18 protein-coding genes are annotated in these 24,036 nt (G+C 59.6%); 4 read left to right on the top strand and 14 right to left on the bottom strand.

Features of this window, described 5'->3' with window-relative positions:
* The first annotated feature begins 3 nt into the window (after positions 1–3).
* From Q0K10_RS04495 to Q0K10_RS04485, 3 genes are read left to right on the top strand one after another with little or no spacing between them, the layout of a single operon-like run.
* A complete protein-coding gene (locus Q0K10_RS04495) occupies positions 4–1,083 on the top strand; it encodes a hypothetical protein (protein ID WP_294503747.1) in 1,080 nt (359 codons plus the stop codon).
* Complete coding sequence (locus Q0K10_RS04490; protein WP_294503745.1) at positions 1,080–1,922, top strand: MBL fold metallo-hydrolase; 843 nt, start codon at positions 1,080–1,082, stop codon at positions 1,920–1,922. Before Q0K10_RS04495 ends, Q0K10_RS04490 begins: the two co-directional genes overlap by 4 nt.
* Before the next feature lie 4 nt (positions 1,923–1,926).
* Positions 1,927–2,352: a hypothetical protein gene (locus tag Q0K10_RS04485; protein WP_294503742.1), complete on the top strand. Its 426-nt coding sequence runs from the start codon at positions 1,927–1,929 to the stop codon at positions 2,350–2,352.
* Here the strand turns inward: Q0K10_RS04485 and Q0K10_RS04480 are convergent.
* From Q0K10_RS04480 to Q0K10_RS04415, 14 genes are all read right to left on the bottom strand, one after another.
* Positions 2,330–4,435, bottom strand: coding sequence for a beta-galactosidase (locus tag Q0K10_RS04480; protein ID WP_294503739.1), 2,106 nt, complete (start codon positions 4,433–4,435; stop codon positions 2,330–2,332). The two genes, Q0K10_RS04485 and Q0K10_RS04480, sit on opposite strands and share 23 nt — an antisense overlap.
* Before the next feature lie 26 nt (positions 4,436–4,461).
* Positions 4,462–5,604 carry an aldo/keto reductase gene (locus Q0K10_RS04475; protein ID WP_294503736.1) on the bottom strand — a complete coding sequence of 381 codons (1,143 nt, stop codon included), beginning with the start codon at positions 5,602–5,604 and terminating at the stop codon, positions 4,462–4,464.
* A gap of 74 nt (positions 5,605–5,678) precedes the next feature.
* On the bottom strand, positions 5,679–8,639 hold the full coding sequence (locus tag Q0K10_RS04470; RefSeq protein ID WP_294503734.1) for an efflux RND transporter permease subunit: 2,961 nt from the start codon (positions 8,637–8,639) through the stop codon (positions 5,679–5,681).
* The gene (locus Q0K10_RS04465) at positions 8,605–8,811 is read right to left on the bottom strand and encodes an efflux RND transporter permease subunit (protein WP_294503731.1); all 207 of its coding nucleotides are present in this window, start codon (positions 8,809–8,811) and stop codon (positions 8,605–8,607) included. The genes Q0K10_RS04470 and Q0K10_RS04465 overlap by 35 nt, the downstream gene beginning before the upstream one ends.
* A 3-nt stretch (positions 8,812–8,814) precedes the next feature.
* Positions 8,815–9,930, bottom strand: coding sequence for an efflux RND transporter periplasmic adaptor subunit (locus tag Q0K10_RS04460; protein ID WP_294503727.1), 1,116 nt, complete (start codon positions 9,928–9,930; stop codon positions 8,815–8,817).
* A gap of 18 nt (positions 9,931–9,948) precedes the next feature.
* On the bottom strand, positions 9,949–10,380 hold the full coding sequence (locus tag Q0K10_RS04455) for a MarR family transcriptional regulator (protein WP_294503724.1): 432 nt from the start codon (positions 10,378–10,380) through the stop codon (positions 9,949–9,951).
* A 208-nt stretch (positions 10,381–10,588) separates the two neighbouring features.
* Positions 10,589–11,908: a hypothetical protein gene (locus Q0K10_RS04450; RefSeq protein WP_294503721.1), complete on the bottom strand. Its 1,320-nt coding sequence runs from the start codon at positions 11,906–11,908 to the stop codon at positions 10,589–10,591.
* A complete protein-coding gene (locus tag Q0K10_RS04445) occupies positions 11,905–13,467 on the bottom strand; it encodes a tetratricopeptide repeat protein (protein WP_294503718.1) in 1,563 nt (520 codons plus the stop codon). Before Q0K10_RS04445 ends, Q0K10_RS04450 begins: the two co-directional genes overlap by 4 nt.
* 13 nt (positions 13,468–13,480) lie before the next feature.
* A complete protein-coding gene (locus tag Q0K10_RS04440) occupies positions 13,481–14,155 on the bottom strand; it encodes a hypothetical protein (protein ID WP_294503715.1) in 675 nt (224 codons plus the stop codon).
* Between the two features lie 96 nt (positions 14,156–14,251).
* Positions 14,252–15,622, bottom strand: a complete 1,371-nt coding sequence (locus tag Q0K10_RS04435; RefSeq protein ID WP_294503712.1) for a hypothetical protein — start codon at positions 15,620–15,622, stop codon at positions 14,252–14,254.
* Positions 15,623–15,728: 106 nt separating this feature from the next.
* Positions 15,729–18,518 carry a cellulase family glycosylhydrolase gene (locus Q0K10_RS04430; RefSeq protein WP_294503710.1) on the bottom strand — a complete coding sequence of 930 codons (2,790 nt, stop codon included), beginning with the start codon at positions 18,516–18,518 and terminating at the stop codon, positions 15,729–15,731.
* 58 nt (positions 18,519–18,576) lie between these two features.
* Positions 18,577–19,854: an acetylxylan esterase gene (locus Q0K10_RS04425; protein ID WP_294503706.1), complete on the bottom strand. Its 1,278-nt coding sequence runs from the start codon at positions 19,852–19,854 to the stop codon at positions 18,577–18,579.
* A 29-nt stretch (positions 19,855–19,883) separates the two neighbouring features.
* Entirely contained in the window at positions 19,884–21,974 is a 2,091-nt protein-coding gene (locus Q0K10_RS04420; protein WP_294503704.1) for a cellulase family glycosylhydrolase, read from the bottom strand.
* A gap of 101 nt (positions 21,975–22,075) precedes the next feature.
* Entirely contained in the window at positions 22,076–22,882 is an 807-nt protein-coding gene (locus Q0K10_RS04415; protein ID WP_294503702.1) for a type II secretion system protein, read from the bottom strand.
* A gap of 224 nt (positions 22,883–23,106) precedes the next feature.
* Here Q0K10_RS04415 and Q0K10_RS04410 point away from each other — a divergent pair, with 224 nt between their 5' ends.
* The gene (locus Q0K10_RS04410) at positions 23,107–23,964 is read left to right on the top strand and encodes an AraC family transcriptional regulator (RefSeq protein WP_294503699.1); all 858 of its coding nucleotides are present in this window, start codon (positions 23,107–23,109) and stop codon (positions 23,962–23,964) included.
* The last annotated feature ends 72 nt before the right edge of the window (positions 23,965–24,036 follow it).

The raw sequence follows: 24,036 nt of genomic DNA, 5'->3' as shown, positions 1-24,036 counted from the left end.
TTCATGAAACCATACGCTATCGCAACAGGAATCGCCATGCTGTGCACAACGTTCCTCACGGCAGCCGATGAGCTGCCGGAACTTGACCGCCGTCCGAAACCGGGCGTCTACGCTCTGACCAACACCTGCAACTGGGTCACAAAGGAGGGGAAACGGATCAACCTTTTCGAAACTCCGGTCGACGGGGTGACCAATTATGTCACCTGGCGCATGGTTCAGCCGGAAGAGAACGCCGTACGTTATCCCGGGCTCGACCGGATGCTGAAGGAGGCAGTCGACTCCGACAAGAACCTCTCCTACGGAATCCTGGCCGGGATTCACACTCCGGAATGGGTGTATGAAAAGGCGGGAATCCCGCGCGTGATCTTCGATACGGCCAGGAATCAGGGGGGATATCTGCCGTGGATCGAGCGGAACGGGAAACGGGAACTCAATACGCCGTTTCTGAAGATCTGGAACGAAACCGTTGCAAAATTCGCCGACCGGCTTCTCTCCGACCCGAACCGGAACCGGATCAACTACGTTCCCATGACCGGCTTTCCGTTCGGAAACGGGTTGGAACTTTATATTCCTCTGTCAAAGAAGGACTTCGGCGCCTTGAACTACGATGCGGAAGCAAAGAAGCTCTATGTGGAATTCTGCTGTCGCGTCATCGACATCCACCTCGAACACCTGTCGGATTTTCCGCTTGGGATCGCCTATACCGACTGGTTCGGTTCAACGGCCGAAGGCAACCGGCGCGACCTTTCGGAAAGCGCACAGATTCTGGAGTACGCGATCACAAAGGCAAAGGAAAAGAACGCAACTGTCGTACCGATGGGTCTCTGGCTCGGCTGGAAGGGAATCTGCGACAACCCGAATCATCCGCTCATGCGGCTTTATCTCAAGAGCGCGAAAGCGGCCGGTTTCGGCGCATGGGAGGGCCAGATGGGCAGTTGCCGCCTGAAATGCCTCCCCATCGCGGAGCAGCTTGAACTCGCCCGACAGAACGGAGTCAGCTGGGTGCAGTTCTGGCATCACGACTGCATCTGCCCGGAGTGCGTGAAGGTGCTTGAACAGTACCGGAAGGAGCGTGAAAAATGAAATTGCGTTTTCTCGGCAGCGCGGCCTCGGAGTCGATTCCGGCAATCTGGTGCGAGTGTCCGAACTGCCGCAAGGCGATGGAGCTCGGCGGAAAGAACATCCGGCGTCGCACCTCTTATCTGATCGAAGATCACACGCTCGTCGACTTCGGCCCGGATGCGAACTGGCAGATGAAAGAGTTCCGCATCGATCCGGCGAAGATCCGGCGAATCCTCATGACGCATTCACACATCGACCATTTCAATCCGGTCGATCTGCTCTGGCGGAACGGAGAATTCAGCCGTCCCGGCCGCAGGATCGGTTTCTATGCGAACGCCAGAATCCTCTCGGAACTCGACCGGCGTGTACGCGAGGGGCAGATGGGAGAATCGGCACATTCGCTGCAACTCGATCCGGTCGAACCGGTTCCGGGCGTTCCGATTCAGGACGCAGAGCTCACGATTCTGCCCGTGCGGGCCGCCCACGCGCCGGGAGAATGCGCGCTGAATTACCTGCTGAAAAACAGGGACGAAAGCCGCATTCTCATCGCAAACGATACGGGCTGGTGGCCGCCGGAGTCCTGGGAACTGCTGCGATGGCGTCCACTTGAAGTGGCCGTGATCGAGATCAGCATGGGAATCCGCATGCCCTACGCGGAGGAACGCGGAACGCATCTCGGCGCCAGGGCGGCAATCGCCTTTCGCGACAAGCTCGCCGAACTGGGAGCCGTGACCGCTTCAACCCGCGTGGTGGTCACCCACATCAGCCACCATATCGGCGTGACCCACGAGGAGCTCGAAGAGTACTTCAAACCGTACGGCATCGCGGTCGGATACGACGGTCTCGAACTCGGGAGGTGAATTCATGATGCCGGTTTACCATGCGCTGCCGCTGCCGGAACGCGAGTCCGCCGTCGAAATCGCACCTTTTGTGCTTCAGGCGGCGGAGACGGAATCCTGTTTCACCTTTCAATCGCCGGGTTTTGCGTACACGGCGCTCAAGGTTGCCGGAACCGACCGGTTTGTGATCCGGATCGATTCGGGAGCGACATTCCATACGCTGACCCGCTTTTCCCAGTATCTCTACGAACATCCGGAACGGAATCGAGCAGCGCTGATCGTCATCGGCGGCGGAGAGCTGACGAAGGAGCTGACGAATGCCTTCGTCGAACTCTTCCCGGATTTTCCGCTCTACCTTCCGGAAGGCGCACCGAAAGAGATTCGGGAATACGCCGTCGAACGGGCGCAACTCAAAGGCGTGACTCTCGTCAGCGCCGCAGACCGCCGTTGACGTCCGGCGCGTCGGTGCAGACGGAGATACGGAAACGCCCCGGCTTCAACTTCAGAACGCGACGACCATCCGCGGCAACCGAAACCCGGAACTCCTCCCCGGAGAAGAGTTCGGTTGCCGTTCCATCCGGGAACAACTCCGGACCGAGCACAACTTCCGCGCTCTCCACCTCCGCGGGGAAGAAGACGAAAAGCAGACTCCTCCCCTTCGATTTGCCGCTCTTCAAGTAGAGGAACTCCTTGTCGCCGCACTCCGGGGAAAGCACTTCGACCGGGAGTGAAACACCGGAATCACGCACAATCGCCGCAAGCAGCGCCTCAAATGCGGGATTCCATTTCGCAAGATATGCGTTACCGGGGTAACTCGCCAGATGAATGATCCGCCCCTTTCCGAACCGTCTCTCCACACAAAAAGCATCCGCTTCGACCGGGGTGCGCCACTGCGTAACGCCGAGCTGGTAATCGTTTCCGCCGTAGCGAAACGCCGCCTCATCCGCCTCCAGAGAGCGTCGGCCGATTTCCGTCATGCCCATCCGGCTCAGGAACCGTTCCTCGGGGTAGCGGTAGAATCCGGCAGAGCTGAATGCGCCGCACTCGGACTCGACCACAAGCGTTCCTCCGCGTTCAACGAACGCGATGAGAGCCTGCTCCGTCGCCGGGTCCGTAACGATCACGCGCGGCAGAAACAGCACTTTCAACTGGTCGAGCACCTCAAGATGGGTCTCCTCCACGGAAACCAGCGGAATCGAACGTTTGGTAAGCGCCCGTCCGTATCCGGTCAGTCCGTCCCGGATGCGGTTGGCGGTTCCCTCCTGCGCCCAGGCCAGATAGTAGCTCTGCGGCGAGAAAAACAACCCGACTTCGGAAGTGTCCGGAACATAGTTGTCAAAGAGTTCCGCATATTTTTCCCAGAGCGAGCCCGTGATCCGGGTCGCCGCCAGGCGCTCTTCCGCAAAGCCGTCGCGCCCGTCGATGCCGAATCCATTCGATTCGCGTCCGAACACCTCGTCGCGCCAGCACCAGAAGAGAATCGTATCGGCGCCGCAGCCGAGCCCGTTCCAGAGCCAGCGCTGCTGCTGATTCGCGCGCACCACATCATAGACGTTGAATCCGACCGCGGCTCGCCCGCCCTGCAACTCGCTCAGCCACACCTTCCTGCCGCGGGCGGCGGATTTGACCATGTCGATGCGCAGCCCGAAATCGGCGTCGTCGATTCCGCTCCACTGCGGGAAACTCGAACAGCCGATGCCGTCGAGTTCGTCGGCCAGATTCCAGTCGTTTCCGCGATCGAGGGCATACTGGTCGAACTCGATCGCACCGGAGTACATTGCACTCGGCTGGCAGCCGTGTGCGGTGATCGGATGAACCGGGTCGACTTCGCGCATCGCAGCATAACGCATCGCCGCGTGGCGGTCCGCCCGGCAGGTCAGAAAGTGCTGAAATGCCATGAGTTCCGTGTAGACTCCATCGATAATCCGTCCGGGCATCACATCCTCCCACGAACAGTGGCGCCGCTTCCATGCCTCGTTCAAGCCGTCGAGCGAGCCGTATTTCTCCTCCAGCCACGAACGGAATTTGCGCAGCGTCTCCGGACAGAAGCAGACCAGTTCACCGGCCTGCACATTCCAGCGCAGTTCATTCCAGATGTCCCAGCCGCGCAGATTGTCGAGTCCGGCGTAACGTTTCCCGGTCTCCTGGATGAAGCGCTTCATGCGGGCCCACACTTCGGGGTGGTCGGTGCATCCGCCGGGCGTCACACCGAAATGGTGTTCGCACCGGGCGCTCGAAAGGATCGGGTTTCCGCTCAGGCCGATCATTTCGCTGCCGGGGACAACGCGGTGAATCCAGTTCGGCTGGATCTCCGCAATCGTGCTCAACACCACGCCGAGTCCATTTCCGGCGGCGAGTTCGACCAGGCGGTCATAGTCGTCGTAAACGAACTTGTCCGGTGTCGCCTCAACCCATCCCCAGCTGATCCAGAGCTGAACCGTATTCAGTCCCGAATCGCGCATTTTACGCAGATCGTCCTCCCAGTATTTCGAATCGGGAAAGGGTGCGCGGTAATACTGTACGCCGAGATTCATATCGATTTCTCCTGAAAAATGACGCGTCAACAGCCGAACAGCCGCGCCGCATGTTTCATGTTTTCCATCACGGGAACTCCGAACGGGCACCGTTTTTCACAACTGCCGCAGCCGATGCATTCCGATGCCGTATGTTCCAGACTCCGATAATGTTGCGCGATGCTCGGCGGAATCGCCGACTCATCAAGTTTCGCAATGTCGAGATACTTGTTGACCGCCGCGATGTCGATCCCCTCCGGACATGGGCGACAGTGGTTGCAGTAGACGCAGTTCCCCTTGAAATCGTTGCGGCGGCTGCCGACGACCGGGGCGTAGTCGCGCTCCGCGTCGGAAAGGTCAAAATAGCCGACCGCCTCCCGGACCTGCGCCGCCGAACAGCACCCCACCAGCGCGGAAACCACCGCAGGACGGGTCAACGCGTAGTGGATGCACTGTGCGACGGTCAGCGGTTCACAGAACGGCGTGTGTTCGCGGGAGATCAGCTTGCCCGCACCGAGCGACTTCATGACGGAGATTCCGACGCCGCGCTGTTCGCAGAGCCGGTAGAGTTCCGCCCTGACCGGATTCATGCCGGACATGAGTTCGCCCGGAGAGCCGATCATCTTCATGAGATCGGAATCCGGCGGCATCATGTCGAACGCCGGATTGATGCTGAACATCAGCAGATCCACGACGCCGCTCTCGACGATGCGGCGCGCAGTCACCGGGTTGTGCGAACTCGCCCCGATCGCCCGGATGACGCCGCGGCGCTTCAGATCCTGCGCGTATTCCAGGATATCCGACTCGAAAACGGCGGAGTAATCCGCCGCCGAATCGACGAAGAAGAGCATGCCGAAATCGATGTAATCGGTCCGCAGGCAGCGCAGCAGCGTTTCGAAATAGCGTTTGCAGACCGCAAGATCGCGGCTGATGTCGTACTGCTCGTTCAGATCCACGGAGCAGATGTGCCCCTGAATCATCATTTTGTCGCGCCGTCCCGCGAGAGCCCGCCCGATGTTCGTGCGAACCTCCTCGCCGGGCATAAAGAGATCCATGAGGTTGATGCCGTTGTCCAGCGCCGCGTGGATCGTCTCCTCGACGACGGCATACGGTTTGCCGTCGAGGTGTTCACCCCCGAGCCCGACCGCTCCGACCGAAAAATCGGTTTTTCCGACCTTGCGAAATTCCATATTCCATTCTCCCCGGATTCATGAGTCCGGGAAGAATATAATCCACATTCTCCCGCACCGCAAGCGGAATTGGTTCAAATTTCCGGAGGAACTTCCGCATTTCGGGCGGCCGGCCGGATCTTCGTCTTCAGAAATTCGCGAATCCGCTGGAACAGCGCGTAAAGCGCCGGAGTGAAGACGATTCCGATCAGTGTCGCCACAACCATCCCCGAAAAGGTCGTGATTCCGATCGCGCGCCGGCTGCCGGAACCGGCTCCCGTCGCGATCACGAGCGGGAACACCCCGAAGAGAAAACTCCACGCCGTCATCAGCACCGCACGATAACGGAGGTTCGCGCCGTTCAGCGCGGCCTCATAAATGCTCTTGCCGCTCTCGCGTTCCTGTTTCGAGAACTCCACCATCAGAATCGCGTTCTTGGCCGCGAGCCCGATCAGCATGACCATGCCGAGCTGCGCATAGATGCTCATGGTTTCTCCCGTAATCAGAAGCCCGAGCAGCGCGCCGAGGACCGCGAACACCACCGCGAGCATCACCGGAACTGGAATCATCCAGCTCTCATACTGTCCGACCAGGAAAAGGTAGGCAAAGAGCAGCGCAAGCGCCATCAGATAGACGATCTGCCCCTGATTTTGCTTCTCCTGATAGCTGAGCCCGGTCCACTCAACATGGTAGTTTTCGGGGAGCTCCGTTCCTTCCACGAGTTCAAAGAGCCTCTGCGAACTGACGCCCGGCGCGGCCTGAGCGTTAAGTTCCGCACAGGTCATCTTGTTGAAGCGCGTGATCTGGCTGGGGCCGACGGTGTAGCGAAGCGTTCCGATCGAACTGAGCGGAACCATCTCCCCCGAGTCGTTCGGGACCTGAATCTCCCGGACGTTGTCGAGCGTGGCGCGGTTGTCCGCCGTCGACTGGATCTTCACCTCGTAGTTGCGCCCCTGAAACGTGAAGTCGTTCACGTAGAGCGAGGCGAGCTTGCTCTGCAGCGTCGAGAAGATCGTGCCGGTCGCCACCCCGAGCGTCTCGGCTTTTTCCCGGTTGATATCCAGAAAAAGCTGGGGCGTATCGGCGTTGTAAGAGGTCATGGCGTAACGGGTCTCCGGACTGTTCGAGAGCTTCATGGCGAACTGTTTCGCCTGCGTGGAGAGTTCTCCCGCATCGATGTCGCCGATGCCGCACAGTTCAAATGTCGCTCCACCGGTCGCGCCGAGTCCCATGATGGCCGGCGGCGTGAAAACGATGATGCTCGCATCGGAGATCGTGCGGGTCTCCTCCTGAATCCGGGTCATGATCGCATCGAGCTGCAGATCCGGCGTTTTGCGCTGATCCCATGGATCGAGCCGCAGAATGCACATCGCGACGTTCTCCCCCGAACCGGACATCATGCTGCGCCCCGAAATCACCATCGAAGAACGGATTCCGGGGATCCCGGAGACCCGTTCCAGAAACTCCTTGAGCACCGCATCGGTCCGATCCACCGAGGCTCCCTGCGGCAACTCGATGTTGCACATGATCTCCCCCTTGTCCTCGGAGGGGAGAAACGAACTGTCGATCTTTCCGAACAGCAGCCAGACCGCACAGCACGCCCCGCCGAACAGCAGCAGCGTCACCAGCGCCCGGCGAACCAGAAACGAAACGAAGAACGAATAGGCTTTCCGACTGCCGTCCAGCACCCGGTTGAACGGACGGAAAATCACCGGCACATGCCCGTCCGGCCTGCGCAGCAGCACCGCACAGAGCGCCGGACTCAGCGTCATCGCGACCACCGTCGAAAGACACAGCGCAATGCACATCGACACCGCGAACTGAATGTAGATGTTCCCGACCATTCCGCCGTAAAACGCCAGCGGCGCGTAACACGCCACTGTCACGAGCGTGGTTGCGATGATCGCACCGGTAATCTGCCGCATGCACTTGAATGCCGCCTCCTTCGGCGAGAGCCCCTCGCGTTCCATCAGCGACTGACAATTCTCCACCACGACAATCGCGTCGTCGCAGAGCGAACCGACCACGAGAATCAGCCCGAACATGGTGAGCACGTTGATGCTGTAGTCAAGCGCAAGCAGGAACGGAAACGTCCCGAGCAGCGCGACCGGAATCGCGATCGACGGCACCAGCGTCGCCCGCCAGTCCTGCAGAAACAGCCAGGTGATCAGAACCACCAGCAGCAGCGCGGAGATCAAAGTGGTCACGATCTCCGCCATGGAAACCTCAATGAATTCGGTCGGATCGTAGGCGATCGAATAGGTGACGCCGTCCGGAAGCAGTTCCGCCCATTTGTCGAGTTCCGCCTTGACGAGTTTGACCGTGGAGAGCGCATTCGCATCAGGGGAACGGTAGACGCCGAGCCCGACCGACTCCTGGCCGTTGAAGAGACTCGTCCCCTCGTAGGAGCTCGAGCCGATCTCGACTTTCGCGATGTCCTTGAGCCGGACGATGCTGCCGTCGGTATCGTGCCGGACGATGATGTTCCCGAACTCCTCCGCGGTCGTCAGACGTCCTTTTACATTGAGCTTGTAGTTCACATATTCGTTCGAGTGTTCCGTCCCGATCGATCCGGCCGCGGCCTGGATGTTCTGCGACTCAAGCGCGGAGGTGATGTCGGACGTGGAGATTCCGAGTCCGGACATCCGCAGCGGATTGAGCCAGATGCGCATGGAGTACTCCTGCGAGGACATCACTTCCGCCGACGAGACGCCGTCGATCCGGCTCACCGCGTCCTTGATGTTCGAGTCGACGTAGTTGTTCAACTCCATGAGGCTCATCTCGGAGCCGTCGGTCAGAAACGCGAACATCGCGAGAATATCGCCGCCGCGCTTCTCGACGTTGATCCCGTTCTTGGTCACATCGGAGGGAAGTTTCGACTCCGCGCGTTTGACCGCGTTCTGCAGATTGACCAGAGCGATATCCGTATCCGTTCCGCTCTGGAACGTCACCTGGCAGGAGTAACTTCCGGAGTTGTCGCTGGTCGACGAGAAATAGAGCAGATCATCCACGCCGTTGATCTCATCCTCGATCGGCATGGCCACGGTCTGCGTCACGACTTTCCGCACTCGCGCCCGGGTAGCTCGCCGAAACGAACAGCGTCGGCGGCGTGATCTCCGGATACTCCGCCACCGGCAGCTTGAAGAGCGAAATCACCCCGGCGAGCACCATCACCACACTCACCACAACCGCCAGACGCGGCCGTTCGATGAAGATTCCGGAAATCATACGTCACTCCTCCTGTGCCGCCGCCGTCTGAAATTCCGGCTCGATCGTCATCCCGGGAGCGGCTTTGTGGGTTCCCTTGCAGATGACGACCTCCCCCGCCGAAAGGCCCGACTGGATCAACTGGCGCTGCGGCGTCGCGCTGCCGGGCTCCACATACCGCTGCTCGACTTTGTTCGCGGCGTCGAGGACGTAGACGTAGGAGCCTTTCGCATCGTGCATCAGTGCCGAGGGGGAAATCGAGGCGAGCAGTTTGCCGTTCCGGCGCGAAAGCGTGACGGAAAGCGTGCTTCCCGTCACAAGTTTCCGCTCCGCGTTCGGGAAGCTCGCGTAGATCTGGATCGTATCGGTCCGGACATTCGCCTCGTTGTTCAGGAGTTCGATCTCCCCCTTTTCCGGAAACTCACTGCCGTCCGCAAGCGTGAGAGCAACCATGCCGTTCTCCATCAACTCCTCATGCGTGCCGAACATCGCAAAGAGATCGGCGACGCTCACGGAAAACCGCACCCGGATCGGCTGATTCTCAATGATCGTCACCAGCGTTCCGGAATTCGGCGTGATGTAGTTGCCGGTCGTGTACGCCGTCACGCCGACGATTCCGTCCTGCGGGGCGGTGATGACGGTATTCTTGAGATTGTCTTTTGCCGTAATCAGCTCCGCCTCGGCGGAAAGCAGCGCCGCTTTCGCCACGCCGAGCGAAGACTTGGCGCTCTCCATCGTGTCGAGACTCGACGCCTGTTTCTCATAGAGCAGCTTCAACCGTTCGTAATTGCTTTCCGCGTATTCGAGTTCGGCGCGGCTCTTCTCGACGGCGGCTTCAGCCCCTTTCACCGCGGCCTCGTACTGAACCGGATCGAGTTTGTAGAGCATCTGCCCCTTGCGCACGACGCCACCATCGTTGAACCCGACTTCCAGGATCTCTCCCGACACCCGGGCGACAATGTTCACGACCGAACGCGACACCACCTGCCCCGTGTAATGCCGGGTCTCGAAATCCTCGGCTTCCGTCACCTTTTCCACTCCGACCACAGCCTGGTTTCCCTCCGGAGCCGACGCCGCAAAGGCGGAAAACGCCACGCAACCGGCCAACATCCCGATTTTTTTCCAGAATCCTTCCTTCATGACATCCCCCTTTCCCTGTCATCTTTTTGTCGAGATCAAATGAGTGAGCACTTCATCAAATATCGCAATCTTCTCTTCCGGGACTCCTTCGAGCATCCCGGCGAGCAGCTTCCCGAACTCCCGATTGAGCCGTTCATGCCGCTTTAACCCTTCCGGGGAAAGCATGATCCGCACAGAACGGCGGTCATTCTCATCCGGCAGACGAACCAGCGGCCCGCGCCGCACGAGTTTCTCCACATTCTGGGAAACCGCGCCGGGCGTGATCTTCAACCGCTCGGCCAGCTCCTTCACCGAACACCCTTCGGGAGATGAAATCACGCAACCCATGATTTTCATCTCAACCAGAGTCGATCGAAGCGGCGGACGATCGTTCACATGGCTCCGGTCAAAGAGCTCGCGGATCAAATCCGTCACCTGACAAAGTTTAAACCAGATTTCAGCTTCTTTCATTTTCGGCCCTGCAGTTAATTTTAATCTATTGATAATTTAGAAACTAAACAATTGAGCTGTAAAAAAAAGTGCAAGAGCGGAATGCTCCTCCTTCCGCCGGGCAGACAGGAAGGAGAACACACATTCCGGAGTTTGCACTCACATGTTTAACGGAAGGATTCCGATTTTATTGTGCAACCTGGAAAAATTTTTTCAGAATAAGACCATTTCACTCGCCGGCGATTGCCGAAGAGACATTTTTCGAACTCTTCGGCTGCGCGTCGAAATTGGCGTTCTTGAAAATCAACGGATAAAAAATCAGCGGATCGGTCAGGACCTCCGATTTTCCGGAGAGCTGCCCGCACCAGACCACCTTGCACGAAGGCATCTCGACAAGCTCCGCCCAGAGCAGAACCGCCGCCCGCCGCCGGAACGTGCCGCTCCCCGGCGCATCCGGCAACGCGGTCACTCCGGCATAATCCACCCGGCAGATAAACAAATATTCCGCGGATCGAGCCGGAGCGGCGTTGTCCTGCCTGGCGGAGAAACAGACTTTCAAGCCGCGTTCCAGCAGCAGAGAGCGAATGGCTTCGGCGTATTTCGATTTCAGGAAGGAGTCATCCTCCATCACCAGAACTTCAATCGACTTGTCGCCAGCGGCAATCCCGGAGAACAGTGCATCAGAAAGCGGAATTTTCCGGAACGCCTCCCCGACTAAAACTTCGTTCGCAGGACTGAAGGGATACCCCCAGGCCCGGGCCGGAGCAGTTACCGCAGCCAACGCCGGAGAGAACGCCGTCGTGCCCTCGTCCGGTGTCCCCAGCGCCTCGTAGAGCCAGAGCAGCGGTCCGTAATCGCCGACAAAATTCCGGGAACTGTCCACCACACCGGACCAGACGACCTCTCCATTCGCCAGATCACACAGCTCAAGCCAGGCGCTGGCCGCTGCATATCTCCGCAGATATGGCAAATTGTACCGGTTCAAACTCCAGCTGTGCAAAAGAGCCTGTTCCATCGGACGCACCCGGAGCAGATAATCCTCCTTCACCGGATCGTACCGCACACCGGAAAACACGATCTGAGAATTATGATTGGGATCGCAGTCCCCCACAACCGTCGCTTTGGCGGAATTTGCCGCAAGGAGCGTGGTCAAAGCCTGCCGAACAATCTGATTGTACCACAATCTTCCGAGGTCGATTTTCACATGACTGCCGTCTCTCATCTTCTCAAAGAGCGCGGAGAGATCCCACGTCAGCATCGCCTGGCGCAGCAGCGCCTCGTCGGTCATCCCGGAGAAGAATTCGCCGCGGCTGAAATCGAGCGCTCCGTTCCGCATGGAGGCAGTCATCTCGGCGAATTTCCGCTTGACTTCCAATGGATTCAGCGTCCTTTCCGAAAGCGCCCGTTCAATGCGGGCCGTCTCCCGCTGAGCAGGACTCGGCCGTGGACGCTCGACCTCCGGCTCCACAGCAGTCTCTCCGCTGAAGTTCATACATCCGGTCAGCGCAACAACAGCCGAAACGGCACCGATCATCCAGGCATTTCTCATTTCATCTGCCCCTTTCTTTCGCTTTTTGCGGCAGCGCCGGTCAAAATGGCATCCCGCCGGACATCCACGACCTCCAGCATCCGTCCAGGGAAATATTCCTGTTCGATCTGCTCGATAAACGCTTTCTTCTCATACTCTTTCAACTTCAACCGGTCATACGCGTTTTCCGCCGTAAGGTAGTGCTCGGCATTCTGGTGTTTCCAGGTGAAAATGCCGTCGAGACTGTTCATGGCAATATACTTCTCCCAGTGTTCGTAAGCAAGAGTGCCAGGAATCAGATCGAGCAGTTCGACCTTGATCGGCTTTACGTTATCGGTCAGAAGCAGATGGAGCTTTCCGCCCTTGCGTTCGTAGGCCTGAACCGTGATCCGCACAAGGTACGGACGGCTGTCGCGAATCAGCTCAAACGTGTGCTCGACCGGAGTGAGCCGCCCATACTCTTTCTCGACGGCTTCCCGGATCGCTTTGAAGTCCCCGAACGGCGGAAACAGCACCCGCACACCGAAAAGCTCGCTCCTGCCGTACTTGACCGGCGTATCTGCCGGAACCGGTTCGAGCCCCGGCATTCCGAAGAGAAACTCCCCCTCCCCGTCCTGGATCGAAGTGCGGCAGACCAGCACCGGATACGACCGCTGAAACGAATCGAACTCGCGGCTCTCGGTCATATGCGACCCGAACAGCGCAAAGTCATAAAAGGAACGACCCGCAGGAACGCCGCCATACAATACCGGCCGCCCGAAGAACATCGGCACAATCAGTTCCGGAACCGTCGAGAGAAACTCCTGAAAATCCGGCAACTGCCGCGCCACCGCCATCAGCTCCGGCAGATCGTCCGTTTCAAGCCGGTCGCAGGCGGCAAGCAGCGCGGCGTACTCCGGACGCAGTCCGTCCGCTTCGGGCGGACGGGGCGGAGTGCCGGCAAACGGAGGAAGCTGATAACTTTCATCGCTCAATTTGTCCATCAGCTCCAGAACCGCCGGATCCGACAAATCGAAGCACTCCTCCGACTGCCGGAAGATTTTCGTGAACTGCTTTTCCACCGCAGAAAGCTCCTCGCGCCGATCCGCCAGCAGCAACGACAGCCGCAGCTTTTCCCCTTCCGCCAGCAGCCGCTCGGCAAACTCCCGGCGCTCAGTGCAGGCGGGATCCGCCAGAAGCACTCCGTAAGCGGCGACAGCCAGCTCGGCCCGGCCCGGCGGGGGATCCGGCAGCAGCAGTTCTCCAAGCAGCTGCGCAGCCTTGAGATTCTTTTTTTCCAATGCGGCCTTGCGCCACCAGTTGACGGCGGCGTCCCGATCCCGGTCGACGCCGTTCCCTTCCAGGTAGCGTCGGCCGAGTTCGATCATGGCGTCGGGATGTTCCTGTTCCGCCGCGCGCCGCAGCCAGACCATCGAAAGAGCCGGATCGCCAGCCCGGTAGTGCATCGCCAGTTCATACTGAGCGGAGGCATCCCCCTGCTCGGCCGCATCCCGCAACCGGTCAAACGACGAGCATCCGGCTGCGAACAGCAATATCCCCGGCAGCGCCAGGGTGCCGATTTCTCTCATCCACTTCATCATCCGCAGTTTCCTCTCACAATCCGGTGGTGAAGCCCCATTTCTCTTCCACCTTCGGCGACTCCTCACTTTTTTTCACGGTCGGCCCGGTCAATTCGCGCGCCTTCTTCTCGCTCTCGGCGAACGGGTCCTTCACGCCGGGGCGCGGAATCGCCGGAAGCGGTTTGAAATTCCCGCCGGAAAGTTCTGAAATCAGCTCCGAAACCGGTTGATCCTGATACTGCACGCGCGACAGCTCCTTTCCACTGGAATCGAGCAGCAGAAGCTGCCCGGGACGGTTCCAGAGATCGTAGGCCTTGACGATCTCGTCCCGGTTCTGCTTGATCCGCGCCGACTCGTCCGCTCCGCCGCTGGCGTCGATCAGCAGCGGGATGTAGGTGTCTGCCGCCCTGCGGAACTGCGTGCTCGGAAAGATCCGGTTGATCAGATACTCGCTCGGATCGTGCTTCGCGCCGGAACGAATGTAGACGATCATGATATCACGGTTGTACTTTGCGGCAGTTCGTTTGGCCGCGGAGAGATTCGTATTCCAGATGATGCCGTAACGCGAAACCTCATATTTCGCACCGAACTTTTCCAGAATGTAATCCCAGTTGAAATAACTCCATACCGCACCGTACAAAACGGCGATGACCAGAGCGAACTTGATCAGACGTCTCATCAAAAGCCGGGCTGAATCATTGACTCCCATGGCTGACTCCTTTCTTTCAGGTCCGAAACGGATTTTCCGTTTCCGGCAACCGTATTCCCGTATATGTGAAGTCCGCATTCCGGAGCGGACAATCCGTCACAACCGTTCCCAGGCGAGGCGCGCACGCCACGCCCGCTCAAGCGCCGTCTCCCGGGACTTCGACTCCGAAATCAGACGCAGAGCCGCCTCCGTCGAAGAGAGGCGCAGACTTAAAAAACCATCCGGCCAGTCGAAACGAAGCCCGTCGAGTTCCGAGACGGACGCCTCCTCCCCGAACTCCCGGATCATGCGCCGCAACATCGAATACGCATTCGGAGAACTGACCGGGATCGCCTGCTTGACCATCTCATAGCGCGGCAGCGACGCAAGCTGTTCACTGAGCGGAACCCCGCGCACCGCGATCGATTCCAGAATCAGCCCCGCCATCAGAAATCCGTCGAATCCGCGCAGCGGGGCTGTCGTGAAACTTCCGGACCCCTCTCCCGCCAGTCCCGCCCCGGTCGAGCGCGCGAGATCGATCACCGCGGCCTGGCCGACCCGGGCGCGTTCGAGGGTCGCCCCGTGACGTGCTGCGACATCGTCGACGGAACGGCTCGTGCAGACATTCGTCACGATCGGCGTTCCGGCCGGAAGTTTCCCGAGCAGATAATCCGCCGCGAGAGGATAGGTCAGTTCCTCGCTCAACGGTTCGCCCGAATCGGTCACGATCCCCATCCGCGAAAGATCACTGTTGAAGACCAGTCCGACCGCTGCACCGAGCGGTTCGACGATCGACCGGATCGGGGAAGCCGTGCGCGGTCTCGGCTCCGGATCGCGCGGAATCGTCCCGCAGGGGACATCGTTCAACCCGATGAGACGCACTCCGAGCAGCGATGCAAACCGCTTCGCGAATCGCGCCCCGGAACCGTTGCAGAAATCTCCGAGCAGCGTGAGATTCGCTTTCCGGACCGCCTCGACATCGATGTTCCGCTCCAGAAACGTCCAGTACGCCTCCAACTCCTCCGGAGCCGGCTGTTGAACCGCCTTGACCTCCGACGCCCGCACCGGCGCGAAACGCCTCCCGAGATAGAGATCGAAAAGTTCCCGCTGTCGCAACGGATCGAAGTACGACCCGTCGGACGCGAGCGGAATCAGCGCGTTCCATCCGGCCGCCTGGTGGCCGCCGGTGATGAGAATTCCCCCCGCGTAGCCGCCGGCGGGAATCAGAAAGTGCATGAGCCCGGCGGTCAGAACGCCGCCGTCGATCACCTCGCAGCCTCCCCCGGCGAGCGCCGCCGTCACCGCGCATTTGAGCATTCCGGAAGAGGTGCGGGGATCACTGCCGACCAGAACTTTCCCCGCCCCGGTGAACGAAGCGAACGCAGCGGCGAAATCGCTTGCCGCTCCGGGGGTCAGGCCGGAGCCGATCTTGCCGCGCATTCCGGCTCCGCCCAGGGTCAGCAGCCGGGTATTGAGTTCCTGCATCATCCCACTCTCCGCACACGATTGATTCCATCATACAATAGCACGCGGAAAGGGATTTTCCAAATGCACGTCCGGGGAATTCGCAACAGGCACTCCCCGGACAAACCGGTCAGCGGAGAATTTCGTAGAGGAAACGCGGCGACTTGCCGCCGGTCACCGCCGCCTCGAACCGGAGTGTGCCGTCCGGAGTCCAGGCGGATTTCACCTCTTCGATCCGCCGCCCGAACATATCCAGCGCGAACACCCGCGGAGCATTTCCCGCCGGAGCGAGACGCAGAGTCACCTCGGCGACGCCGCGGCGGGCGAGATGCGGAAGTCTGCCCCAGCACTCCAGAATCGTGCACCCCTCGTTCGCGAACTGAATCCCGGACTCGGTCGCGTCGGTCAGATGGAAGAAGAGAATCCGACTGGAATCGCGCAGCGGTTTCCCGTCCATTCCGGAGGCGCAGACCGTCGCGGATTTTTCCGGGATCCGTACCTCGAGCACTTTCCCCTGCGCCTCGCCGGGGAAAGAACGGACCAGTGTTTCGCTGCGCGGCGTCACGACGGTCAGCGCGGCGCGGTCGGTATCAAGCGCCACCTCTCCGGTCGTGCTGACGTAGGATTTGCGTTTGAGATCGATCTTCCCGGCGCCGAGATCGACGTTTTTCCGGATCTTCTCGAGCATGGCCGCCGTGTCCCCGGCTTCTTCACAGCGGTAGGCGAAACTGTTCTTCGCCGGAAGTTTGCATTTCCCTTTCGATTCCAGCACCATGCCGGTCCGGGCGACGAACCCGATCTTCTGCGCGATCTCCGGCGGCAGGTTGGCGGTGGTCACATTGAAGTCGTCGTTCTGAATCATGGTCAGCGTCACGTCCGAAGTCGCAACGTCGCCTCGCACAAAAAGCAGCATGGCGATCTTGTCCGACAACAACGCGATCGGATCGCTCGCGATATCGAAATAACCGCCCGTGCTCTCCACGATCGAGACCTTGTCCGCCCACGCCCACTGGAAGCGGAAGAGTCCGTCCCATCCCTGCAGTGCCGCGTAGGCGCCGATGAACGGCCCGTTCTCCGCCCGGAACGAGTTCGGTTTGCAGAACGAGAACTCCGTGATGGTGTAGGGTTTGCCGTAGACGCGGTTCGCGAGTCCCGGCGTGAAATCCGCTCCGCCGTGGATGCCGAGATTGCTCGGCCCGGTCACGACGCTCGGCAGCCGCCACGCCTCCCGCAGCGACCACGGATGCGAGGCGTAGAAATGGTTGTCCACATAGTCGTAAAGCACCCGGCTGTTCTGAAGCAGCGGAGTGTTGCCGCAGTTCTGGTCCGTGATCGGACAGCGCAGGCCGAGGTCGCGCAGGAACGATTCGATCTTCCGGAAACCTTTCTGATGGGTGGCGACCATGAACTCTTTCGTGAGCGCCTCGCGCTCTTTCCCGGTCGCGGAAGCGGCGTTGCGCGCAGCGAGAAACTCCTCGAGTTTCTGATTGTAAAGCGCCTGGATTTCCGGCGGCATGTTGTTCCAGCCGGTGAGCGGATCCTCGTTCACGAGGCTGATGAAAGCGAGTGCGGGCTCCTCTTTCCACGCGACGCCGGTGTAGGGATTGACGTGATTGAGCCAGTTGCGGGAGAATTTCAGCAGATTCTCCATGCCGACGTCGGAGATGAACACGGCGCGCTTGTAATCGCCCAGACTGTAAACGTAATCCTTGACATCTTTGCCGATCATGTATTTCATCGGAAGCTGGCGGCTCACGAAGAGGTCGAGCGTGATATAGATCCCGCGCTCTTTCAACTCCCTGACCAGATAGTCGAGCCGGTCGATCATCTCCGGATTCAGTTCAGTACGGTCCTCGGGAGACGTCGCGGCGAGATGGTTGTCATGATGGTGGATGCGCACGCAGTTGTAGCCGGAGCGCGCGATCGCGTCGGCGACTTTCGCGGCGTTCTTCTTCTCGGGGAAGTTCGAGGTCTCCGACAGGTTGACGCCGTAGAAGCGCAGCGGTTTCCCCGGCTGGTTCTCGAATTCAAAATGGCCGTTGCGGACGACGATCCTGCCGTGCTTTCCGGCGGGGGCGTCGAGCAGCCATGAGAAATCCATCGGGGAGCCCTTTTCGATCTCCGCCGGGTTGTAGCGGAACGGTTTCCAATCTGCGGATTCGACGATCCGGTATGATTTTCTCTCCTCGCGGGGAATCGGGAGGTCGGTCGAGCTGATTCCGACGATCATCCACTGGTGCGGTTTCTGCGTCAATTCGCGGGGGTGGCAGATGAATTCGATCTCCGTTACCGGCTTCGCCTCGACCGGAATCTCCGAGAGATAGAGCCCCACATCCGAGTATTTGTTGAAACCGCGCCAGGCGACCCGTCCGTTCGGCAGCGTATCGGGCGACCACCAGTTGCCGACGTGCTCATCGGCGCGGATCACCACCTCGGAGCGGCTGCCGTCCTCATAGCGGAACACGACCGAACCGATCGGCGTCCCCGCCAGCGGCGTCCATGCGGTCGCGTGCAGCAATGCCAGGTAGTTCATCCGGCGCGGCCGTTCGAGCCGGACGACGGCGTTCTTCTGTTTCGGAGTCCGCTCCAGGGAAAGCACCAGACACCCTTTCCCGCCGTTTTTCGCAGGATCGGGCACATCGAACCGGATTCCACGCAGCGTGAGTTTTCCCGGCGTAAAACTCCGCAGATCGTTTTCGGATCCCTGATCGTTCCAGCCGCCTTTCCCGTCGTCCGGAGCGTCGTCGGCGAATCCCATGTTCGCAACCTGATCGAGCGGGATCGGTTCCGAGACCCGGGACTCCCCGGCGGGGGTTCCGGTCGATTTCGCATTTTTGTCCGCTCCGGCGGACTTGAGTTCCTCCGCCGCCAGCGGCGAAACGGCAACCGCGAACAGCGCGGCAAACAACCAGAATTTCATGTCGATCTCCTCCTGTCGATCAATTTGTGTTCAAAAAAAAGGATTCCCGGCGCCGAGGTCATTTCCCGCCGGTACCGACCGGTTTCAGGCGACTCCGGATGAATCGTTCCCCCTCGGCCTTGAGGTCACCGGGGATTTCGTGCCCGCCCTCGGGGCGGAGAACAATCGTCTTGTTCTCCGAGGGAATCACATTGAATGCGGCATAGACACTCACGGCAGGAGATGTAAGGTCCCTCCCGCCCGCGGAAACGAAACATGCCGCATTCCGGATGCGCGATGCGAAATTGGCAGTGTCGACATAACGCGCCGCACGCCCGCCGCGCACGGGATCGTACTCCCCCGCCTCCTGAAATCGCGGCCACGAGGGCGCACGCCCGTTCCGGAATCCGTTGACATCGCAGACCGCCGGGACATAGGCGACCACGCAGCTCACCCGGGGATCCAACCCCGCCGCCGCCAGCGCCTGAAATCCGCCCTGACTCCCGCCTGAAACGATCAGATTCCTGCCATCCCACTCCGGCAGCGTCCGGACAAAGCGAAGTGCCTGGCACGCCCGGAGGACCATATTCTTGAAATAGATCCGATCCCGGTCGTTCACAAACCAGTGCTGATAGCCGTGAAGCTGTTTCCTGCCGTACTCCCGGTAGAACTCCGCGTCCCGGCCGTTCGGAATCCCGTGCGCATTCACGTCGAAGAGAATCCGGTTCAGCCGCTTCGCCTCCCACGGCATCCGCGCGCTCACCACGCCCGCGCCATGAAACGAAACCTCAACCGGCAGCGACCCCGGACGGGCGCCCTCCGGAATCGCCAGATGACCGCGCACAGGGGCGTTCCCGACACAGGGGATCTCCACATCCCACACCCGGACACCCTGCGGCTGATGGGCCGTGGGCTCTCTCCGGACAGCCGCGGGATTGACCTGATCGAGCGCGGCCAGATTCTCCGCCCAGAACCGGTCGAAATCATCCGGTACGGGATCGGCCGGGCGGATCTTCTCCGGAGAAAACAGCACACCGCCGGCGGCTTTGCCCGACTTCTCCGACTCGGCCACGCAGACGATACCGCCGGGGACTTCCAGCCGATGCGTCAGTGCAAACTTTCCCGAAGCGGCGGAAACCTCGCGGTTCACGACAGCCGGGGCCGCGCCTCCAATGATCGAACAGCGGATCGTCCGCGGACCCGTTCCCGCCTCATAGCGGACGATGAACTGCGCCTCCTCCCCCGCCCGGCAGACTCCCGATGCGGGAAGCGGGTCGACCGCGAGTTCCGCCGCCGCGCCCGTCGGCGCCGCGGCGATCCAGGCGCAGAGCAGCGCCGCCGCCGACCGCAGCAACATCCGCCGTTCCCCAATCACGATTCGCCCTTTCACCGTGCGATTTCGTAAGCGAGAACCGCTTCGCCGTTGATGCCGGCGGTGTCGGCCGTGAAACGCAATGCGCCGTCGGCGAATTCCGATTTGACCTCCCCGATCCGTTCGCCTTTCAGATTGAGCGCATAGACTTTCGGAGTTCCGTCGCCGCCGAGCCGCAGTGTGACACTGCCGGTCGCGTGGTGCACCAGATGGGGAAGATTGCCGTAGGAGTTCATCTGCGTCATCGTCTCATCGGTGAACGTCATATTATGGTGTCCCGCATTGTTGAGGTGCAGAAACAGAATCCGCCCCGACTCCCGCAGATTTTTTCCGTCCATCGCCGAGGCGAAGAACGTAGTGTAAGGCGTCCGGTTTTCGACACTCATCACGCCGCCGTCGAGTTTCCCCCCGTTGACGAAAACCATCGCCTCGCTGCGCGGGGAAACGACTTTGTAAGTGTTGGTCCGGCCGTCAAGTTCAACCTCTCCGGTCGAACTGACGTAATGGCGATTCTCACGGTCAAGGAGACCGCGCCCGAGCCCGGAATTTTTGAATTTTTTCAGCATTGTCGCCTCGGAAGCGTCCGAGCCGAACCGCCAGGAGAAGTCGCTTCCCGCGCCGGAAGTCGAGTTGCCGATCTGCGTGACGAGACCGATCTCGCCGCCGAGACCCGGCAGCTGATCCGCTTCCGGGTCGAGTTTCGCCGCGTCATTCGGCATCACCAGAGTCGTTTTCAGTTCCGAGGGCGACACATCGCCGCGCATGAAGAGCAGATGGATCATCCGGTCCGAGAGATAGGTGATCGGATCTCCGTAGAGACAGAAGAAACCGCCCAAGGCCTCTTTCATGTAATCCTTTCCGCCCCACGCCCACTGGAACGTGTAGAGCGCGTCGTAATCCTGCAGACCCGCGATTCCGCCCATGATCGCGCCGCCCTCGCCGCGCGCCTTGAGCGGTTTGCACCACTTCAGTTCCGTCACCGTATAGGGACGGCCGTAAATCCGCTGCGGGAAAATCTCGCCGGTTGCTCCGCCGGGAAACAGCTCCACGAAACTCTTCTGCTCACAGGTCGACGGCAGCCGCCAGTTGTTGTTCGGAAAATGAGGATGCCCCATGTAAAAGTGCATGTCCGTGTAATCATAATTGCGACGGGTCAGCGACAATATCGGTTCCACACCGTTATTCTGATCGGTCAGCGGTACTTTGACTCCCATGTCACGCAGCGCGGCGCGGATCTCGCCGAAATACTGCTTCTGGAAATCCTGGATGAAGCGCAGCCGCAATCCGCCATCGGCCTGCCGCTCTTTCGAGATGCCTTTCTTCCGGCACCAGTCGACGTAGAGAGCCTCCCACTTCCAGCCGAGCGCACCGGCATTCTTCGGATCCCATTCGGCAAAACGGTTCTCATTGATGACGCTGATGAAGCAGAACGCCGGATCTTCGGCATAGCTCAATCCGGTATAGGGATTTTTGTGCGTAAGCAAATTCTTCGCAAACGCGAGGAAGTTCTTCCGGGCGGAATCGACGATGTAGACCGCGTTCTTGTAGCACCAGGAGGAGACCGGATGATAGATCTCCGGAATCTCCTGATCCGACACAACCCGGCTGCAATAGAGATCGATCGTCACGTAGATGCCGCGGTCCCTGAGCTGTTTGACCAGAAAATCCATACGGTCGATCTTCTCCGGATCGAGCTCTGTGGTCGTACCACCATCCTTTTTGACGATATAATCGTCATAGTGGTGCAGCCGCACGGAATTGTATCCGGCGCGGGCGATCGACTCCGCCAGCAGCGGCGCGTCCTCTTTCGACGGAATTGTGCTCACTTCACAGAGATTGACTCCGAAGAAACGCTGTTTTACGCCCGGGAGCTTTTCAAATTCAAAGTGATCTCCGACCGCTTTCAGAAATCCGTATTTTCCGGCGGGGCGGTGATGGTTCAGGACTTTGCTGAAGTCCAGAATCGACCCCTCCTTGATTTTCGTCACATCGAAGCGGATCTTGCGCCACTCATTCCCCTCCCGCAACATGAAGGGTTCAGCGGCAGAAGCGGCGGCAAAAAGGGCAGGCAGGGCGATTCCCGCCAGCAATGACCGGAATTTCATGAAAAAATCTCCTGATTGTACGTTGAGCATGAAAAATGGATTGAAAAGACCTGTTCCCGGTGCGAATCCGGCACCAGGAACGGGCCGTGAAGAGAAAGCGGTCAGAACGTGAACGAATTTTTGTTCGCATCGAAAACCGATGCTCCGGATATTGCGGCATAAGAACGCAGATCGTTGAATCCTGCCGTGGCCGCGTGACCGTCCGCACAAAGAATGTTGGAACGTGCGACATGGCGGAGCTGAATCTTCTGGTGACTTGTGCCGAACCAGAAGATCTGATCGCTGCAGAGCTCATCTGCCGGATTGTCCGTCGCGCTGTCGGCAAGGACAATCAATCCCGACGGCCCGGAATTCGGATACCATTCAAGATTTCCGGCCGAAGAGTGTTTCCCGAGGCGCGAAAGTTTCACGAAAAAATTCATCGGATTGTAGTTGTTCCAACCCGCATAATTCTGCCACCAGCCGGTGATGTTGGTGTTCATACCGTAAACCTCAAGCTGCGGATTGCGGTAGTTCTTGCTCTTTCCCTCAGGAACCGAAGGGCAGCGATAAGCTTTATACGCGCGGTAAGAGGCCTCATCGTACCAGCCGCTGGCGTCAAACTGTCCGCCGAGCGCAGTGGTATCTCCCAATCCTTTGCGCAGCAGCCGTGCCCAACTCTCATTCGCGTACTGGACGGAGGGCAGATAATCGTCGCTCGCGATCGTATACTGCGAGAGCGAAAGCCCGAGCTGTTTCAGGTTCGACATGCACGCCGTGGTGCGCGCCCTGTCCCGCGCCTGGTTCAGCGCCGGCAGCAGCATACCCGCCAGAATCGCGATGATCGCAATCACCACGAGGAGCTCGATCAAGGTAAAATTCAACCTCCCGGCCCGCCGGTACACCTTCCCGTAAAAAAAGTTTTGCATCTTGTTTCCTTTCTGAACTTTTCCGCCCGGAACTCATTTCCGCCCGGAACTCATTATTTTCATCGCCTGATATATTATGGCGCAAAAAATCGATTTTGGCAATAGACATTTTGTACGAATTGGTGCGATTTTGAACAATCCTCTGTCCAAGCGGTCCGCATCGATGCTTTGAGCTTGACTTTTGCGGAGAGCGCCATTATTTTAACAGAAAAGGAGGGGCGCAAATGGCACAGATCATGTACTACCGTTCGGACATTACGGCACTTCCACCTACTCCCATGCCGTTTTACGCATACGGGACCGGAATATCGGAACTCCATGATCGCGGCGTTCTGAAGAAGAACGGACGGGTCAATCCATTCGTGGAACTGATGTTCGGCGTGGATGGGATCGGCGAAATTGTGCTCTACGGTCAGCCGTTTCAACTCCATCCCGGAGACTCTTTCTACTATCTGCCCGGCGAAGACCATCTGCATCGGTCGCTTTCGAGCAGCTGGCATGTCCGATGGGTCTGTTTCGACGGACCTCTGGCGGAGGCCGTGATGCTCTCATGCCGTTATCCGCGCTATCGGCAGCTTGCGCAGCCGGTTCCGGAACGGCTGTTCCGGGAACTCGAACACAACATCGGCGACGATGACCCGGTGCAGGTCCGCCGCATGGCAGCGGTCATCATGGAAATTCTCGCCTATTCCGACGGCGCCGCCAGCGGCGTTCGGTCGGAACTGCTGACCAAACGCTGCTCGGAATTCATCGTCGCCCACCTCTCCGATCCGCAGCTCGACGTCGGCATGCTCTGCGACGAACTCAAGGTCTCCCGCTCGACCCTGACCCAGATTTTCACCGCCCGCATGGGCTGCGCGCCGGGTCGCTACATCCGGGATCACCGCATGGCCCACGGCATCGCCCTGCTGCGCGGGACGAGCCTGCCTGTGAACGAGATCGCCCATCGCTGCGGTTTTGCGGAAGCGCGCTCATTTTCCCGTTTCATCCGGCGCGGCACCCGACTCTCTCCGCTCGAACTGCGCAAGCAGGGCGGCGGCAACTGCGCCCCCGCCTCCGGAGCGACGAAGACCGAAAGTTAAGTTGAACCGAAACCACCTCTTCCGGCAAAACAAACACTCCTTGAATTCTCCCGTAACGTGATTCAAACACGA

This window comes from uncultured Victivallis sp., assembly GCF_944391105.1.
GTDB lineage: Bacteria > Verrucomicrobiota > Lentisphaeria > Victivallales > Victivallaceae > Victivallis.
Note: the sequence above shows the minus strand (reverse complement) of the source record. Positions and strands in the feature narration are given on the sequence as shown.

What these genes read in the sequence shown, in the direction of transcription:
- Q0K10_RS04495 (WP_294503747.1), top strand. Translation starts at nt 4, where the DNA reads ATGAAACCATACGCTATCGCAACAGGAATCGCCATGCTGTGCACAACG.
- Q0K10_RS04490 (WP_294503745.1), top strand. Translation starts at nt 1,080, where the DNA reads ATGAAATTGCGTTTTCTCGGCAGCGCGGCCTCGGAGTCGATTCCGGCA.
- Q0K10_RS04485 (WP_294503742.1), top strand. Translation starts at nt 1,927, where the DNA reads ATGATGCCGGTTTACCATGCGCTGCCGCTGCCGGAACGCGAGTCCGCC.
- Q0K10_RS04480 (WP_294503739.1), bottom strand. Translation starts at nt 4,435, where the DNA reads ATGAATCTCGGCGTACAGTATTACCGCGCACCCTTTCCCGATTCGAAA.
- Q0K10_RS04475 (WP_294503736.1), bottom strand. Translation starts at nt 5,604, where the DNA reads ATGGAATTTCGCAAGGTCGGAAAAACCGATTTTTCGGTCGGAGCGGTC.
- Q0K10_RS04465 (WP_294503731.1), bottom strand. Translation starts at nt 8,811, where the DNA reads ATGATTTCCGGAATCTTCATCGAACGGCCGCGTCTGGCGGTTGTGGTG.
- Q0K10_RS04460 (WP_294503727.1), bottom strand. Translation starts at nt 9,930, where the DNA reads ATGAAGGAAGGATTCTGGAAAAAAATCGGGATGTTGGCCGGTTGCGTG.
- Q0K10_RS04455 (WP_294503724.1), bottom strand. Translation starts at nt 10,380, where the DNA reads ATGAAAGAAGCTGAAATCTGGTTTAAACTTTGTCAGGTGACGGATTTG.
- Q0K10_RS04450 (WP_294503721.1), bottom strand. Translation starts at nt 11,908, where the DNA reads ATGAGAAATGCCTGGATGATCGGTGCCGTTTCGGCTGTTGTTGCGCTG.
- Q0K10_RS04445 (WP_294503718.1), bottom strand. Translation starts at nt 13,467, where the DNA reads ATGATGAAGTGGATGAGAGAAATCGGCACCCTGGCGCTGCCGGGGATA.
- Q0K10_RS04440 (WP_294503715.1), bottom strand. Translation starts at nt 14,155, where the DNA reads ATGGGAGTCAATGATTCAGCCCGGCTTTTGATGAGACGTCTGATCAAG.
- Q0K10_RS04435 (WP_294503712.1), bottom strand. Translation starts at nt 15,622, where the DNA reads ATGATGCAGGAACTCAATACCCGGCTGCTGACCCTGGGCGGAGCCGGA.
- Q0K10_RS04430 (WP_294503710.1), bottom strand. Translation starts at nt 18,518, where the DNA reads ATGAAATTCTGGTTGTTTGCCGCGCTGTTCGCGGTTGCCGTTTCGCCG.
- Q0K10_RS04425 (WP_294503706.1), bottom strand. Translation starts at nt 19,854, where the DNA reads ATGTTGCTGCGGTCGGCGGCGGCGCTGCTCTGCGCCTGGATCGCCGCG.
- Q0K10_RS04420 (WP_294503704.1), bottom strand. Translation starts at nt 21,974, where the DNA reads ATGAAATTCCGGTCATTGCTGGCGGGAATCGCCCTGCCTGCCCTTTTT.
- Q0K10_RS04415 (WP_294503702.1), bottom strand. Translation starts at nt 22,882, where the DNA reads ATGCAAAACTTTTTTTACGGGAAGGTGTACCGGCGGGCCGGGAGGTTG.
- Q0K10_RS04410 (WP_294503699.1), top strand. Translation starts at nt 23,107, where the DNA reads ATGGCACAGATCATGTACTACCGTTCGGACATTACGGCACTTCCACCT.